Below are 17,551 nucleotides of genomic sequence, written 5' to 3'. Positions count from 1 at the left end.
TCCACTCCCGACGCCGATTGCCATGTCCACCAATGATCTTGTAACGGTCGCCCTGGCTCAGATGAGCCCGGTCTGGCTCGACCGCCATGCCACCCTTAACAAGGTGCTCGACTGGATCAACCAGGCTGCCGACGAGGGGGCGAACCTGGTGGTGTTTCCAGAGGCAGCGGTACCTGGCTACCCGTTCTGGTTGGAGCACACCGATGCGGCGCGTTTCGAGTCCGAGCTGCAGGCGCAGATTCACGCCCACTATGTCGATCAGGCGGTCAGCGTCGACGAGGGCATGCTGGCGCCGGTCTGCGCCGAAGCAGCGCGGCGGCGGATCTGGGTGATGCTGGGCTGCATCGAGCGCACTCGCAGCCGTGGCCTGAGCCTGTACTGCAGCCTGGTGACCATCGACGAACATGGCGCCCTGCGCAATATTCATCGCAAGCTGATGCCCACCCATGAGGAGCGGCTGAGCTGGTCGCCAGGCGATGGTCATGGTCTGCAGACCTTCCCTTTCGGCGCCTTCCAGCTCGGTGGACTCAACTGTTGGGAGAACTGGATGCCACTGGCACGGGCCGCCCTGTATGGGCAGGGCGAGGATCTGCATGTGGCGGTATGGCCGGGCAGCCTGCGCAATACCGAACAGATCACCCCATTCATGGCCAAGGAAGGGCGAAGCTATGTGTTATCGGTCAGCTCGGTTCTGAACAAATCCGCACTGCCCAGCCAGCTGCCCTGGCCCGATCAGGTCACCGCGCTGTTGCCCGAGGTGATGGCCAATGGCGGCTCCTGCATAGCCAGCCCCGATGGCAGCTGGCTGATCGAGCCAGTGCTGGATGAGGAGCAACTGATCGTCGCTGAGCTGGATCACGCGGCAGTACGGCGCGCCCGGCACCACTTCGACCCGTTCGGTCACTACTCGCGCCCGGATGTGCTGAACCTCAGCCTGAACCGCGCCCGCCCCACCGGTCTGAGCAGTACTGGCATCTGAGTGGCCTGCGGCTCGGCTACTCCCCGCACAGCGCATCTGCTTGCCCAGGCCCGAGGGCCAGGCCGACACCCCAAGCCGATAGTCGACGCGGCATACTGAGCCCATGCAGCGCCGTTCTCCAACCCACTCGCTAGCTCTACTTGCCCTGCTTTGGCTGACGGCGCCAGCCGAGGCGGTACAGCGGGTGCGTATCTGCGTCGACCAGGCCGACTGGCGGCCATACATGTGGGTGGAAGCAGGTGAGGTACGCGGCCTGCACGCGGAGATCCTGCGAACCGCGCTGCAAAGCTTGAATCTGCAGGCCGACTTTCGTCCGATGCCGTGGATTCGCTGTCAGCTGCAAGCGGAACGTGGCGACGTCGACGCCATCGGCCCGCTGATGTACACCGAAGTGCGCGACAAGATCTATTTCTATCCCAAGCAGGACAGCCTGCCCGATCCCGCCCAGGCTCTGGGGGAGAATCTGGATGTGGTGGTGACACTGGCAGCGCTGGGTTTTGAGTACGACGGTGACCCCCAGTCTCTGCCGCCACCGGTGCGGGTGCCACGCGGCTGGGAAATCGCTCCGTTCCTGCGCGAACAAGGTGTTGAGGTGGATGACGGCGCGCCAAATGAACAGGCTGCCTTGATCAAACTGCTGCGCGAAGGCAGCGGCTCGGCCGTGGCCAATCGACTCAGCGTCGAACTACTGATCGAACAGCAAGACCTGGGCGAACAGCTGCACATCAGCCGCCAGCCAGTGCGACCGGTGCCCTATTTCCTGGCCTTCTCCAAGCGCAGCCGATTTACTTTCGAAACCCGCGAACGGGTCTGGCAGGCCATCGCGGAGCAGAAGTCACGGCTGCACCGGCGTCCTTCAGAAGCCCAGCTCGGCGGTGAAGAACCATTGTCGGGGAGCGCCGACCAGCAGTGAGTAATGCTGGCCCTGTGGATCGAAGGCGACGAAGCCATTGCTGTCAACGGTGGCGAAGTAGCGTTCATTGAATACATTGCCAAGCTTGAGCCGCAACTCCAGTTGCAGGCGCTGCCCCAACTCCGGCCGCCAGCTGAGATCGATATCGGTGATCGTATGCGCGGCCACCTTGGCATCATTGCTGTAGGTATAGAAGCGCTGATCGGTGTATTTGCTGCTCAGGCCGGCTGACCATGGACCCTGCTGCCATTGCAGGCGTCCGGCCAGCAGCCAGCGCGGTGTATCAACCACCTGTTTTCCGGCGGTCGGCACCAGCGTATCGCCATCCAGATAGTCATCGAGGTACTGCGAGTCGTTGTAGCTGGCGCTGATATAGGCATGCCAGCCTGCACTTGGGCGCCAGTCGAACGCCAGCTCCACGCCGCGTGTGCGGACATCGCCAACATTGGCGAAGCCCACCGGACAGCCGAGAATTCCCGTGCACTGACTGATGGCCAGCAGGCGATCCTGAAAGTTCACCTGATAGGCCGCCACTGAAGCCTCCCACAGTGCCTGCCGCACCCTCCACCCAAACTCCATGTTGTGGGCCTGCTCGGCGCGCAGGGCCCCGGCGAACTGATCGAAAGCAGCTTGACTGGCGGCGAAGGGGCCGGTGAATCCGGCATTGAAGCTGGCCGTGCTCTGCTGATAGGCGGCGAACAGCTCCTGTTCATCGCTCACACTGAAGCGCAGCCCAAACTGCGGCTGGAAGTAGTCGCGACTGCGTAGCTCACCGGCGGCGCGGTCGCCCAGCGGGCTGCGCGCGCGAATGCGCACGTCGGTGGCCTTGAAGCCCCATTCCAGATCCAGGCGCTGATCCAGCAGACGCCAGTGATCGCGCAGCCAGAACTGGCGCGTATCGATGTCGAAGTCCTGAGCAAACACCTGCACGTCGGGGTTGCGGAAAAAGCGCATCTGGTCGGGCGGTACACTGCGCTCAAGGCCGTAGAAATCGCGCTGAATGCGATGCTCGTTGTCCTCCCACCAGCCGCCGATGGCGAACTGATGCTGTTCCCCAGCCCAGTCCAGTCGTGGCAGGAATCCGCTGCGATCGATGTGCAGATCGGTGGTGCGCAAGGACAAGGGCACATCCAGAGATGGCGTATAGGGCGTGATCCAATGGCCTTGACCACGTCCGCGATGAGCGTAGAGCTTGGCCTCGAAATTCCAGTCGCCGCTCAGCCAGTCGATCGCCAGATAGCCAAGCTCATCGTTGCGCAGCCCGCGTCCGCGATAGTAGGCATCGTCCAGCGTTTCAACGCCGCCGCTGAATCGGCCTTCGGCGGCATCAATGGCGCGCTGCCAATCCGGCGCGTAGTAATCCCAGTTCCAGCCCAGACGGCGCTGTGAATCCAGTGACATGTCCATGTAATCGTTCTCGCGCCGCTGCGAGCTGGCCAGGAACGCACGCCATTCGGTCTCAGCCCAACGCCAACGCGCCTTGCCGTTGAACTGAGTCTGCCGCTGGTCGCCCTGCCCTTTCCATTTCTCGCCATCTTGGCGCAGTCCGGACAGCAGCAGGCTGAAGTCCGACCAAGTGCCGCTATCCAGCCGCAGGTAGGATCGATTGGAGCCCTGACTGCCAACGCTGAGGTCGGCACGACCGCCGAACTGTTCAGCGGGGTCTCGGGTATAGGCATGCACGGCACCGCCCAGCACATGGGTCGCCGGCGCATCGAGGGCAGCGCTGCCCTGAGCCAGCTCCAGCGCGCGCAGGTTTTCGCTGATCAGGGCACGGCTGAGATGCAGGCCATTGTGATTGGGGTAACTCATGTCACCCAGCGGGATGCCATCCAGACTGAAGGCCAGCTTCTGCTGTGGGAACCCACGAATGGTGATGCGCGTGGACCATTCATAGCTGGCGAACGGATCGGCCGACTGCAGACTGACCCCAGGTCGATTCTCCAGCAGTTTCAGCGGGCTGGCGCCCGGCACCTGGCTTCTCGTGTCGGCACCATCGACGCGCTGCACCTGACGGCGCTCTCCGCGACCGACTACCGAGACATGATCCAGTTCGGTCGCTGTCTCGTCAGAGGTTTGCGCTGCGCAGATCGGCAGCATCAGCGCGCAGCACAAGACGCCAAGGACACTGTTCAGAACAGCTCGACTCGGCGCCCTCTGACCCCTTCCCCGCTCGACGACATCCGCTATGTGCATGGGTACCCATCCGACCGATGCGAAATGCGAACCGCTGCTACATGCTACGCCCAAAGTCGCGTCACCGCTGCAGGCTCATCGATGGGCTGTTCTTGCCAGGGCCAGCCCAAGTAGCCGGGCAGTCAGACGCTCCGACACGCCCGCCGGTCGAGCCAGTCCCATGCGCTCGAAAGCCTCGCTTTCGTCGGCGGGCGGCGCCTGCAGCATGGCCTCGACAATCAGCCTGAGCTTGCCACGCTTGGCACGTCGCTTGAGCCAACCCAAGGCCTTGATCAATCGCTGTTCGGTCGCGTTGAAATCACAGCCCAAGGGAAAATCGGGCAGCACTCCCTGGGCGCGGAATGGCGCCAGGCATTCCGTCAGGCGCGCTGCACGATTGCCACTCGCGCTGTCCGCGCTGCCGTCCCACTTGCCACTGGCGCGCGCCTGTTCGGCCAGTCCCTGCGCGAAACCGGCGTCGCTGATCGCCAACATGGCATCGATGCATTCGGCATCGGAGCGACCGCGCAAGTCGGCAATCCCATACTCATTGATCATGATGTCACGCAGATGGCGTGGAATGCTGCTATGTCCATAGTTGAAGACCACGCCGGACTGCGCCCCCTTGGCCGACTCACGTCGTGCTCTGAACATGAGAATCGAGCGACTTTCGCGCAATGCATGCGCCATGGCGACAAAGTTGTATTGACCGCCAATTCCGGACACTACCCGCCCATCCTCGAGGGCATCTGACACTGCCGAACCGAGCAGGCTGCTCATCATGCAGGTGTTGAAGAAGCGTGCTTCACGCCGCTGCAGTCGCTCCAGGGCTTCCTGCCCGCCGTACAGCTCATTGATATGCGATATGCGTGTCATGCGGATCTGTCGCGCCTGTTCCGGACTGCGCTGGCGCAACCATTGGTACAGATGTTTCGAGCCGAGGAAAAAGCCGCCGTGCAGAATCTCGCCCTCGCGCTTCAGTCGCTCGTGGTCGGCATCGTCTGCCGTTCCGTCGTGCACGCGCTGCATCAGGGCCAGATCATCCACCACATGTCGTTTCACCACGCCAGAATCGACCAGATGACAGAAGCCATCCATGATCATTTCACTGGCGCCGAACAGGCCCTGCTCGAACTCGCCCAAGCCACCCCAGCGGCAGACCAGTTCCGACTCTTCCACCGCCGGCCACAGTGCCTTGATGATCCGCCGATAATCGGCGTTTCGAGTCTGCCGCAGTACCAGGGCATGGGTCAGCCCATCGCTGAGCGCACCGATGCCAATCTGCAGAGTGCCGCCATCGCGCACCAGGGTGCTGGCGTAGAAGCCGATCGCATATTCGGCATCACTGACCGGCTTGCGCGGCAGGGCGAACAGCGGGTGCGGATCGGCCTCGGGCTCAATCAGATAGTCAAACAGCCCATCGGGTACCACAGCACTACCGCCCATGAACGGCAGTTCCTCATGCACCTCACCGACCAGCAACGGCTTCTCCAGGCCCAGCGCCCTGATCTCATCGAGCAGATCAAGGGTGAGGTCAGGATTGCAGCTGAAGCTCAAGCGACCGCTGTCGGGGTCGCGAGCCAGCAGCTGCACCAAGGCGGTGACGCCGCGCGCGGCTACCGAGCGCGCGACATGGGTGTAATTGAGGCTGATGTAATCGCGCTGCGCACCGGCGGTGCGCAGCAAGGCGCCGCTCTGCAGGTAGAACTCGTGCACATGAACATGCGCGGGAAGACGGCCGGCAATCTGGTCGTCGACATAGGCCAGACGCGGGTAGTCCTGACCAAAGTGCCGGTCAAGAAAGGGCTGCAGAAAACGCCGCTCAAGATCGGCACTGGGCGTGGGCGGTGCCAAGGACAGCGCGGTGAACAGGCTGAACGGACGATCGGGTCGTTGGCAGGCGGCTTGATACAGGGCATTGAGCAGCAAATTGGGCTTGCCCAATCCCAGCGGCGCGGCCAACACGATCGGGCCGGAACCGGCGAATATCGCCTCGACAGCCTGCGCGCGATGCACAATTCGCATGAGTACTCCTCCCTTGAATGAACGCAGTGTCCACTCAGTCCGGCCAAGCTGGCTTGCGTTCGATCAACTGAGTCCACTCGAGGCGGGCAACACGAACCAGAATCGTGCACCGGCACCGGGCTCGCTGCTGCAGCCGACCTCGCCGCCCATGCGCTCGACGATGCGGCGCACGATCGACAGACCAAGTCCGTGGCCGTCGCCGCCGATCTCACTGATCCGCGAAAACGGCCGATACAGCCGGGTGCGTGCGGCGGCGTCCAGACCCGGCCCATTGTCCTGCACCCATAGCCGCACGCGCCCGTCACGCAGCACCTCGCCGCCGACCTCGACCCGCGATCTGCGCTGCTCGCCTCCACCATACTTGATCGCGTTGCTCAGGTAATTCACCCAGACTTCTTCGACCCAGGGTGGGTAGCCCATCACCACAGGGAGTTCCGCCGGAATCACCAACTCGGCCTGATGCTGCTCGATCAGCGGTTGCAGACGCTGCAGGGCGTCACGAACCAGGGGCCGATTGTCGACCAGACCGATATCGACCGCTTCGTCGGTACGGACCCGGCTCAACAGCAGCAGTGCGTTAATGATGTCGGCCATCTTGCGCGCCGTGCTCAGCACCCGTTCGGCGGCCAGTTGCTGCTGCTCGGCACTCAGCGGCTGCTCGCTCTGAGCCAACAGCTGGGCGAAGCCCTGCACCGTGGTCAGCGGCGTCTTCAAATCATGCGCCACCGTGTGAGCGTAGGCATCGAGCTCGATGTTCTGCTCGCGCAGCTGATCGGCTTGCCGTTGCAGATCAATGGTGGCCGAATCGACCTGCGCGCGCAGCCGTCGCTCGCTCGCCTGCAGCACGTTCAGACGCAATCGCAGCAGGCCCCAGGCCAGCAGCAGCGCAAGCGCCAACACGCCGATCAGAAACCAGGATTGCTGCCACCATTGCGGTGTCACGCGAATGCGCAGCTCGGCCTCATGCGGGCTCCAGTCGCCGTTCGGGTTGGCTGCCGAGGCGCGGAAACGGTACTCACCCGGGGCCAGGGTGGTGAACTGCGCGCTACGCTCGCTGCCGCTGATCACCCAGTCATCGTCCAAGCCCTCCAGACGGTAGCGGTAGCGCGTCTTGCCCGGCGCCTGAAAGCTCAACCCAGCGAATTGCAGCTCAATGCGTCGATGGGCCGAACTGATGGCGAATTCGCGACTGATCGGCAGCTCATCGCCATCGACTCTCAGGCGTTCAATCACCACCGCAGGCAACAGCCGTGGAAACCGTGCCAGCGAAGCTGGAATGACCCGCGCCGCACCAGCACTGGTGGCAAACCACAGGGCGCCATCGCTACGCTTGATCAGCGGCACGCCGGCGGCACCGTTGCACTGCGCACTGGCCATCCCGTCCGCCTCGCTGAACACTTCGAATCGCTCAAGCGGAACACCACGAAAAGCAGCCTCCATGTCCCGCCTCTCGATGCGTACCACGCCCCGATTGCTGCTTAGCCAATAATTTCCCTGGGGGCCAACCAGAATGCCGAACACGCCTGCAACCGGCAGTCCACTCTCCGCACCGAGCGCCGACCATTGTCCATCGCGGCGACGGGCCAAACCGCGGTCGCCGACCAGCCACAGCGTGCCATCGGGCTCCTCGGCAAACCCGTACACCCGTTGTGTCTTGCTCAGGGCCGGATCGCGCAAGGGAATGAATTCGCCATCGCGGTCGTGGGCAGCGCCCAGCGATGTGCCCAACCAGACCGTGCCGTCGCCCTGCTGGAACATGGTGATAATGTCCTGCGCCGGTAGCTGGCGCAGATCAAGCCGTTCCACCGCACCTGCTTGCAGGCGAGCCAGGCCGCGATTGGTCCCGACATAGATGCTGCCATCCTGATGTCGTAGCAGGCTGCGTACCTGATTGCCGGGCAGGCCCTGCTGTCGATCGAAGCGCTGAACGACCTGGCCGTCTCGCCACTCGATCACGCCGCGATAATAGGTGCCAAGCCACAGCTGTCCCGGCGCTCCGGCCAGCATGCTGATCACCGATTCGCGCAGATCCAGCGGCTCGATCTGCGAAGTGGCAGAGCCATCACCGCGTACCCGGGTCACGCCCTCGCTGCTGCCGATGTAGAGATCGCCGTCGTCAGACTCCAACAGGGTGCGCACATAGTTGCCGTTCAATCCCTTGTCCGCAGTCAGGGTAAAGAATGGCGCCTGACGCAGCCGCAGCAAGCCCTGACTGGTGCCGACCCACACGCTGCCCTCGCGATCCTCGGCCAGGCTGGCCACCCGGGTGCTGGGCAGACCATGGTCGATATCCAGACTCTCGACACCCAGGGCGGACTGTCGGTACAGACCGAGCAGACTGCCACCGGCCCACAGGGCACCATGGCGATCGATCAATACCGCTTCAACCGATGACTCGCCGGCGCCTTCGAACACGCGACTGACCGCGGCGCGATCGATCAGGAAGGCGCCGCGCTCGGTACCCACCAGCACGCGCCCTTGTCGATCGGCGCTCAATGCCAGCACCGAGGCCTTGGGCAAGCGATGGCGTTCACCAAACGGCTCCAGCGTTCCGGCCTGCCAACGAAACAAGCCGTTGTCGGTGCCCAGCCAGACGCTGCCATCGATGGAGCGTGCCACCGCGTAGACGGTGTTCGACGCCAGCGGCTCGGTGCCGACCAGACGTTCTGGCGCTGCCGCCTCATCTACCCACCACACGCCGTTACCCAGTGTGCCGACCACGGTGCGGCCGTCGATCTCCACGATGTCGAGCACGCCGGGCGATCCGCGTTTCAGCGCCAACGGCACACTCGACCAGCGTCCAGCACGATGGCGCAGCAATCCGCTGCGTGCCAGGCCAACCATCAATTCGCCCTCACGATCGACCGCCAGCGCCAGCACGCCGCGCTCCTGCAAGCCGGCGATGCTGCGTTCATCGAACAGATCGAAGCGATGACCGTTGTAGCGCGCCACTCCTTCCCAGGTACCAAACCACAGATAGCCATCGCCGGTCTGCACGATCGATGACACCAGGTTGTGCGGCAGGCCATCGCTGGTGGTCCAGGTCTCCCGAAAATAGTCGCGCAAATGGCCCGGCGGCAGGTCGTCGGCTTCGACCCTGAGCGCGATCAGCAAGAGCAAGGGCAGCAGCCCGCCGAGCAAACCTCGGGGTGTGCCAGCGATGAACCGACCGAGACCGTTTCCGGCGCGCGTCACGGCGGGTCCCGGGGCGGCAGGTCGGCTAGCGCAAAGTGCATGCTCTCGCTGCGCTTGGCGCGATACATTGCTTGATCCGCCAGATCCAGCAAGCCCTTGGGGTCCCGGCCGTGCAAGGGTGCAAGCGCCGCGCCGATGCTGGCACCGATGCTCAGCGCTGGCAACTCGCCGAGTTCCATCGGTCGACACAGCGCCTGCAGAACCTTCTCCGCCACCCGTTGCAGCGCCTGCTGATCGCGCACTGAGCGCAACAGGATGACGAACTCATCACCACCCAACCTGCCCACCAGATCTGCCTCGCGGGTCGCCGCACGCAGACGCACCGAGACCTCGCGCAGCACAGCATCGCCAACGGCATGGCCGTATTCATCATTGATCGGCTTGAATCGATCAAGATCGATGAACAGTACAGCCAGGCAACTGGCGCCTTCCAAGCGACGCAGCGCTGTGCTCAGCTCGAGTTCGAACTTGCTGCGATTGGCCAGCTGGGTAAGCGGATCGAGCTCGCTCTCACGGCGCAGGCGCTGTTCACGTTGATGCTGATAGTGATTGTTAAGGGAACGCTCGATCAACTGCGTCGCGGCGCTCAGAAATGCGATGTCCTCAGGATGCTCGGCACCGGTCTGATGGCGGCAAGCCGCTACCAGGGCGCCTTGGCGACCGTCGACCTGAAAACCAAAGGCCAGCTGCTCTAATGGCTGCTCGGTCGTTGTCAGCGGATAAGGATCAACCCCTGCCGGCCGATCCGCCAGACGAGCCGCCAACATCGCGTGATGCGCACTGTCTTCGAAGCGCTGATCAGACTCGCTCAGGCACTGGTAGTGGCCTTCAGCGTCGCACAGCCACAAGCTCCAGTGGTCCAGACCGATCTCGGTGTTCAAGGGCCCCTGTAGAACTCCACACAAGGTCTGCGCATCGCCACCAGCCAGACTCTCATCAGTCGCGATCTGAACCAGCAGGGCATTGAGCTTGCGTTGTCGCTCACTGAGTCGATGGCGCTCGCGAAACGCCTCGACCAACCGCTGCAACAGCTGGTTAATGGAAACGGCTAACTGAGCGATCTCATCGCGACCGTGCACGCTGACCTGCTTGCGTTCCAGATCGGCGTCATCAGCAATCCGCTGCAGCTCACTGCCGACCCGCTGGATGCGTCGCACGGCGATCCAGCGCAAGGCGACAAACACCGCCAGCACCAGACTGAGATAGCCCAGCGCGGCGCCGACCAGCAAGGTGCCGATGGCGTCTTCTCCCTGGCGCAGAATATCGCGTCGCATCAGCACACGCATCAGCAGAGCAGGCTCGCCGTCGAGTCCGCGCAACAGGGAGAACGAGGCGATCTTGTCCTCACCCAACGGGCGCTGCAGATAGTGCAGCGTGTTCAGGGCCTGCATCTCCTCGGCTGAACTTAGCCGGGCCGCTTCCAGCGGCTCGAAATCGACCTCACTGCGAATTCTGCTGGCCAGTCGTTCAACCGCCCCGCCATCGAGGTAGCGCGCCATCACCACATAGCCGTTGGCCGGACCTTCACCCTCCGTGGTCAGCACTTCGCTCAGGCCCAGCGCCAGCACCCGATCACCAGCAACAATCACCCCGGCGCCATTGGACGCCTCGGCCAGCAACACGGTGGCGCGGGAGATCGCTGCCTCGACCTCGGGGCTCAGCGATGCCATCACCTCGTTTTGGTGGTCGGGGCGAAAGCCCTCGCGCAGTCGATGTTCGGCATCGACCAGGGCCAGGGCATCGAGCTGTAGATTCAGCAGGCCGTCAAAATCGATATTGGCGTCGATGTAGTCCGGGTTGTCGCCCCGCATGTAGGCGTAGGTGTCGTCGAACTCGCCCCAATCGCGAGTCAAACGCTTCAGTGCGTCGAGGTCGGCCTCGATCGCCTGTTCCAGGCGTTCATGCTGCTGCTGCAGTTCCGCCGCTTCCAGGCGCTGAAAGCGATCGAGTAGCTGATGCTGGATCTGCCACCCAATCAAGGCCAGGCCGACCAACATCGGCAACACCAGACTAAGGCCGATCTTGCTGTTCAGGGTCATCTCAAGCCCCCAAGCTTGGCGGCTCAAGAATAAGCCATTCCTGGCTCGGCTTGGTGGGCGATCGGCCTGATCCCCGACCTTGATCAGGCGACGCGAGCGGGTGGCGCCGTCAACGAGACAGGGGCTTTGGTCTGCCCCGCCAATGGCTCGAAGTCGCGCAGATCCGGCAATACGGCCTGACGACAACTGCCGCGGAACTCACCGGTCTGGGCATCGAAGCAATAATCGTTCTTCCACTCGTGGTAATGGTCCATCACCTGGTGGATAGCCTGGGCGATGTAGATCGCCTCGGCATTGGTGCTGGTAGGGTGCAGCGATACCCGCACCCAACCGGGCTTGTTGCTGAGATCACCGGAGTCGATTTCACAGGTGATGCGCTGCGAGGTGGCGTGATCGACATTGAGCAGGATATGCCCATAGGTACCGGCGCAGGAGCAACCGCCGCGCACCTGGATGCCAAACCGATCATCCAGCAGCTTGACGATCAGGTTATGGTGCTTCTCCATTGAATAGAACGAGAAGATACACAGGCGCTCGCGGCACTGCGGCTCCAGCAGACGGATCTGCGGATGCTTGAGCAGCTCGTTAAGAAATACCTCACGCAGTTCCTTTTCGCGTGCGTGGATATTCTCGACGCCCATGGCTTCTTTCAGCCGAATCGCCAGCGCGGCGCGGATGGTTTGCAGGAAGCCCGGCGTTCCGCCGTCTTCACGCGCCTCGATATTGTCGACAAAGCGATGTCCGCCCCACGGGTTGGTCCAGGCCACGGTGCCACCACCGGGTTGGTCGGGGACTTTCAGCTGATACAGGCCGGCATCGAATACCAGCACACCACTGGCGCCCGGCCCCCCCAGAAACTTGTGCGGCGAGAAGTAGATGGCATCTAGCTTTTGCATCGGATCAGCCGGATGCATGTCGATCTGGGTGTACGGCGCCGAGGCGGCGAAATCGACGAAGCACAACCCGCCATGCTGGTGCATGATCGCCGCCATCTGGTGGTAGGGCGTCACGATGCCGGTGACATTGGAGCAGGCAGAAAAAGCGCCGATCTTCTGCTTGCGATGTGCATTGCGGCCCAGGATTTCGCGCAAATGATCGAGGTCAGGCTGACCACAGGGCAGTCGACGCATGATCTCGACATGCACCGCACACTCTTCCCAGGTGGTCTGATTGCTGTGGTGCTCCATATGGGTCACCACCACCAGCGGTTTCTCTTCCTCCAGCACCGATGCCCGCTCAGCCACGTGCTCGGGTATGCGCAGGCCGAGAATGCGCTGCAGCTTGTTGACCACCGCCGTCATGCCAGCGCCTTGCGCGATCAACACATCGTTGGGCCCGGCATTGACGTGCTGTTTGATCATCGCCTGCGCCTGGTGATAGGCGTGGGTCATGCTGGTGCCGGTGAGGGTGGTTTCGGTATGGGTGTTGGCTACCAGGGGCCCCAGAGTATTGGCGATGTAGTCCTCGATCGGACGGTACAAGCGGCCACTGGCCGTCCAGTCGGCATACACCACCCTGCCCCAGCCACCGGCGATCGGATGGCTGTGCTCAACGCCGATGACGCCGGCGCGGAAAGGGGCGAAGTATTGCTCAAGCTGGGTGGTCACGATCAGCCATCCGAAGAAGCGGGAATAAGCTCATTATCGCCGGTTATAAGACCGACTGCAGCATGCGCCCACCCGACAATCGCCTTCGCTGTCCGAAACTACGGAGCAGTCAGGCTTTCATCCAGCAGTCGGGCCAGACGCCGTCCAGCGATGGCCATGCGCTGCGCGACCAGCGGGCGCTGCCGTTCGATGTAGGCAGAACTGAGCTTGTGCTTGGCCGGATACAGCTGCTCCGACCCGATCAGCCGACAGGACTCGAGCGCCCAGTCGGCGGCCCGGCCCTGGTCTTGCCAAGGCAAGCTCAGTGCCAATAGACGCTGCGTCAGAGGTTCGGGCGCCTCGCTGGCCACGGCTGCCGGTAAATTGACGTCCCACAGCTTGTGCAGGTTGCTGCCTTCGCCGTGCAGATTGATCTGAAAGCCGTTGCCGCCCCAGTCATCGAACCAGCCGGCGTGCAACGGCTGGTGCAGGTCGCCGACCAGATGCACCAGGAATTTCAGCGCCTCGCCGCGCTGGGACAAGCTCAGCTCGGGGTCAGCCAGTTCGCGCTGAAACCGCTCGATCACCGAGACGATGCAGTCGCCGTCATTGCACGAGGTCGCGCCCGGAAAGCGGCAGTCGTCGCGGGGGAAGTTGATGAAGTGGTAACGCGCAGTGTGCTTGAACGCCGGCAGTTCACGGTGGGCGTCGGCCCAGTTCGCCAGGTCGGCCAGATGCGCTGCTTGCTCGTGCACCAGCAGCGGCTGCAGTGCCTGCCTGGTTTCCGGCCGAATCAGCTGTTCGGCCACATCGGCCACCGCGCGATGGCCCAGATCGCCCCAGGCGTGGGCCAGCGGCGCCCACAGCAGGACGACGGCGACCATCAACGCCACCGCTACCCGACGCGGGTCGTCACTCATTGTGGCCGCGGACTGAACACACTGGCCGCCTTGGCGGCCGGACGCTCGGCCAAGCGGCGGCGGTAATCACGCAGGCCGGGGTAATCTTCCAGCGCCTTGACCAGATACAACAGCTGGATTGAATGACCGATGATCAGGTCGGGCAGCATGAAGCGCTCTCCCATCAGGAAATCGCGCTCGTTCAAATGTCGCGCGAGGTGCACCAGAAGCGGAAACAACTCGGCCATGCCGTGCTTGCGTCGATCCTCACTGGGCTTGATGGCCGACGAATTGAACACGGCGAATGCAGCGGCATCGAACGTCGATGCAGCGAACATCAGCCAGCTCAGATATTGCTTCCGCATAGGTGAAGCCAATGGCACGGTAAAGCCGGCTTCCGGGTGCTGCTCGGCCAAGGCCTGACAGATCGCCACCGATTCCCACTGACTCTCGCCATTCATCTCGATGGCCGGCACCAGGCCGAACGGATGGCGACGCAGATGATCTTCGCCGCGGTGCTCGCCGCCAGCGTAGTCGAGCTTGTGCTCTTCGATCTCGATGCCCAGCTCGTGCGCCAACCAGCGCACGCGAGCACTGCGATCGAATGGGACGAAGGAGTACAGAACCAACTTGGACGGCACTTCACCACCTCCCCGACGGAATCCGGCCGACGACCCATTCTAAACCCAAGCGACCAAGACGACTTGAGCTGACTCAATCGCTGCCTTCAACCACGCCGGCAAGCAGTGGCCAGACTTCGATTAAAGCACGGCCAGGGAGCGCTGCAGCCCTTCCAACTGGGCACTGAAATCCTTCAAGCGTTCACGCTCCTGCTCAACCACCGCCGGTGGCGCATTGGCGACGAAATTGTCATTGCCCAGTTTGCCGTGGCATTTGCCAATCTCACCTTCAATACGCTTGATCTCCTTGCTCAGACGCGCTTTCTCGGCCTCGACATCGACCAGACCCGCCAGCGGCACATAGAGCGCCAGCTCGCCGACCACCGCGGCACTGGCGGCCGGAGCCTTATCGCCTGCCGCCAGCCAGGACTGCGACTCAACCTTTACCAGGGAGGCAATTTGAGATGCAAAGCGCTGAGCCAGCTCACGATCGCGCCTGCTTCCGTTGGCAAACAACAGCTGGATCTGAATCCGAGGCTGGACACTCAGTTCGCTGCGAATCCGGCGCAGCTCGTTCACCACCGACTTCAGCCATTCGATGTTGTTGCCGTCGCTAGCAAATCGCAATTCTTCGCGCGCTTCTGGATACGGCTGTGTGCTGATGCTGGTGCCGGTGATGCCGAGCTTCGGCGCCACTGCCTGCCAGATTTCTTCGGTGATGAAGGGCAGTAGCGGATGCAGGATGCGCAGCACCTGCTCCAGCACGAACAGCAGGGTGCGACGCGTGCTGTCTGCCGCCGCTTCATCGGAGCCATTCAAGGCCGGCTTGGCCAGCTCAAGGAACCAGTCGCAGTACTGGTTCCAGACAAACTCATACATCGCCTGCGCGGCGAGATCGAAGCGATAAGCGGCAAACTGCGTCTCGACCTCGTCAATCAGCTGCTGCAGCTGGTTGATGATCCATTTCTCGGCATCGGTGACAGGCTCAATCAATCCCGAATCCCGAACTTCGAATCCCGGCTTCTCACAATTCATCAACACAAATCGCGCGGCGTTCCACAGTTTGTTGCAGAAGTTCTTGTAGCCCTCACAGCGCTGCAGATCGAACTTGATGTCGCGGCCGTGGCTGGCCAGGGAAGCAAAGGTGAAGCGCAGCGCATCGGCACCGAAGGCCGGAATGCCGTCGGGAAACTCCTTGCGAGTGGCCTTCTCGATCTTCTGCGCCATCTGCGGCTGCATCAGACCCGAAGTACGCTTAGCCACCAGATCGTCCAGCGCGATGCCATCGATCAGGTCGATCGGATCGAGCACATTGCCCTTCGACTTCGACATTTTCTGACCGTCCTTGTCGCGCACCAGGCCAGTGATATAGACGTGCTTGAATGGCACCTGGCCGGTGAAGTGATCGGTCATCATGATCATCCGGGCGACCCAGAAGAAGATGATGTCGAAACCGGTCACCAGCACCGAGCTGGGCAGGTAGCGGTCATAGCCGTACTGCTGCATCGCCTCGGGATTCGGCCAGCCAAGCGTCGAGTGCGACCACAGCGCCGACGAAAACCAGGTTTCCAGAACATCGCCGTCGCGGCGTAGGGCGGGTCTCGACCCGCCATCGCCACGCCCAGCCTCGCCGCGGTCTACGCTATCGCCACCCGCGGCCGTATCGCCGTCATGCGCGTGCGAAGACGGCGGGTTAAAACCCGCCCTACGGTAGGCCTCTTCTTCGCTGCGGGCGACATAGACATTGCCGGCATCGTCATACCAGGCCGGAATGCGGTGGCCCCACCAGAGCTGGCGGCTGATGCACCAGTCCTGGATATTGCCCAGCCAGTGGCGATAAGTGCTGATCCAGTTTTCCGGCACGAACTTGACCTGGCCCGACTCGACCAAGTCCAGGCCACGCTTAGCCAGCCCTTCCATCTTCACGAACCATTGGTCGGTGAGAAAGGGCTCGATCACCTGTCCGGTGCGATCGCCGCGCGGCACCTGCAGCTTGTGCGGCTTGGCCTCAACCAACAGCCCGGCGGCTTCCAGATCGGCCAGTACGAGTTTGCGTGCTTCGTAGCGGTCGACACCCCGGTACTTGGCCGGTGCGTTGTCATTGATGTGCGCGGTCGGGGTGAAGATATTGATCAGCGGCAGGCCATGACGCTGGCCAACCGCGTAGTCATTGAAATCATGTGCCGGCGTGACCTTGACCACGCCGGTACCGAACTCGCGATCGACATAGTCATCGGCAATAATCGGAATCTCGCGATCGCAGAGCGGCAGGCGCACCTTCTTGCCGATCAACTGAACATAGCGTTCGTCTTCCGGATGAACCATCACCGCAACATCGCCGAGCATGGTTTCCGGCCGCGTGGTCGCCACCACCAGTTGCCCCGAGCCATCGGCCAGCGTGGCATCAACCAAGGGATAGGCGATCGACCATAGGTGACCGTTCTCTTCTTCGCTGACCACTTCGAGATCAGAGATGGCGGTCTTCAGCACCGGATCCCAGTTGACCAGACGCTGACCTCGGTAGATCAGCCCTTCTTCATACAGACGAACAAAGGTCTCGACGACAGCGTCTGACAGCCCCTCGTCCATGGTGAAGCGCTCACGCGACCAATCGCCCGAGGTGCCGAGCCGGCGCATCTGCCGGGTGATGGTGTTGCCGGAATGCTGTTTCCATTCCCAGACTTTCTGCACAAAGGCCTCGCGACCCAGCGAATCGCGTGTCTCACCCTTGCCTTCCAGGGCCAGATTGCGATTCACCACCATCTCGGTAGCGATGCCGGCGTGATCGGTGCCAACCTGCCACAGGGTGTCGAAACCCTTCATCCGGTGATAGCGGATCAGCGCATCCATCAGGGTGTGCTGGAACGCGTGCCCCATGTGCAAGGTGCCAGTGACGTTCGGCGGCGGCAGCATGATGCTGTAGGCCGGGCCTTTGCCTGATGGCTTGAAGCAGCCGTTTTCCTCCCAGATGGGATACCAACGGGCCTCGATGGCGGCGGGTTCGAAACTCTTGTCCATGGCTGGATTCGCTGCAAAGAAAAGTCGGGCTGCGCTAAGCATCGCGTGGCGACGTACGCAGCAAACCGGCAAGTTTAAGCGAGCGACCGACGTTCCCCAAGT

The 17,551-nt window shown here is 62.5% G+C and carries 10 protein-coding genes; 2 read left to right on the top strand and 8 right to left on the bottom strand.

Annotated elements, in window-relative coordinates; all coding sequences use genetic code 11:
- Window positions 1-22 precede the first annotated feature (22 nt).
- Together IFO71_RS04885 and IFO71_RS04880 are read left to right on the top strand one after the other, a co-directional pair.
- The gene (locus IFO71_RS04885) at window positions 23-979 is read left to right on the top strand and encodes a carbon-nitrogen hydrolase family protein (RefSeq protein ID WP_192028415.1); all 957 of its coding nucleotides are present in this window, start codon (window positions 23-25) and stop codon (window positions 977-979) included.
- Between the two features lie 103 nt (window positions 980-1,082).
- On the top strand, window positions 1,083-1,892 hold the full coding sequence (locus IFO71_RS04880) for a substrate-binding periplasmic protein (protein ID WP_192028414.1): 810 nt from the start codon (window positions 1,083-1,085) through the stop codon (window positions 1,890-1,892).
- Here IFO71_RS04880 and IFO71_RS04875 read toward each other — a convergent pair.
- The 8 genes from IFO71_RS04875 to IFO71_RS04840 form a co-directional block, all read right to left on the bottom strand.
- Window positions 1,836-3,992: a TonB-dependent receptor gene (locus IFO71_RS04875; RefSeq protein ID WP_192028413.1), complete on the bottom strand. Its 2,157-nt coding sequence runs from the start codon at window positions 3,990-3,992 to the stop codon at window positions 1,836-1,838. The two genes, IFO71_RS04880 and IFO71_RS04875, sit on opposite strands and share 57 nt — an antisense overlap.
- Window positions 3,993-4,163: 171 nt before the next feature.
- Window positions 4,164-6,092, bottom strand: coding sequence for an acetyl-CoA hydrolase/transferase C-terminal domain-containing protein (locus IFO71_RS04870; protein ID WP_192028412.1), 1,929 nt, complete (start codon window positions 6,090-6,092; stop codon window positions 4,164-4,166).
- Window positions 6,093-6,155: 63 nt separating this feature from the next.
- Window positions 6,156-9,287, bottom strand: coding sequence for a two-component regulator propeller domain-containing protein (locus tag IFO71_RS04865; RefSeq protein WP_192028411.1), 3,132 nt, complete (start codon window positions 9,285-9,287; stop codon window positions 6,156-6,158).
- Window positions 9,284-11,353 (bottom strand): sensor domain-containing diguanylate cyclase, encoded by a 2,070-nt coding sequence (locus IFO71_RS04860; RefSeq protein WP_192028410.1) that lies wholly within the window; start codon window positions 11,351-11,353, stop codon window positions 9,284-9,286. The genes IFO71_RS04865 and IFO71_RS04860 overlap by 4 nt, the downstream gene beginning before the upstream one ends.
- Window positions 11,354-11,409: 56 nt before the next feature.
- On the bottom strand, window positions 11,410-12,933 hold the full coding sequence (locus tag IFO71_RS04855) for an aminotransferase class V-fold PLP-dependent enzyme (RefSeq protein ID WP_332309317.1): 1,524 nt from the start codon (window positions 12,931-12,933) through the stop codon (window positions 11,410-11,412).
- 98 nt (window positions 12,934-13,031) lie between these two features.
- Complete coding sequence (locus IFO71_RS04850; RefSeq protein WP_192028409.1) at window positions 13,032-13,832, bottom strand: S1/P1 nuclease; 801 nt, start codon at window positions 13,830-13,832, stop codon at window positions 13,032-13,034.
- Complete coding sequence (locus IFO71_RS04845) at window positions 13,829-14,452, bottom strand: glutathione S-transferase family protein (protein WP_192028408.1); 624 nt, start codon at window positions 14,450-14,452, stop codon at window positions 13,829-13,831. The genes IFO71_RS04850 and IFO71_RS04845 overlap by 4 nt, the downstream gene beginning before the upstream one ends.
- Before the next feature lie 120 nt (window positions 14,453-14,572).
- Complete coding sequence (locus IFO71_RS04840) at window positions 14,573-17,449, bottom strand: valine--tRNA ligase (RefSeq protein ID WP_192028407.1); 2,877 nt, start codon at window positions 17,447-17,449, stop codon at window positions 14,573-14,575.
- Between the last annotated feature and the right edge of the window lie 102 nt (window positions 17,450-17,551).

This window comes from Pseudomarimonas arenosa (assembly GCF_014841215.1).
GTDB classification, from domain to species: domain Bacteria; phylum Pseudomonadota; class Gammaproteobacteria; order Xanthomonadales; family Xanthomonadaceae; genus Pseudomarimonas; species Pseudomarimonas arenosa.
The sequence above is the reverse complement of the archived record's forward strand: the minus strand, read 5'-3'. Positions and strand labels throughout refer to the sequence as shown.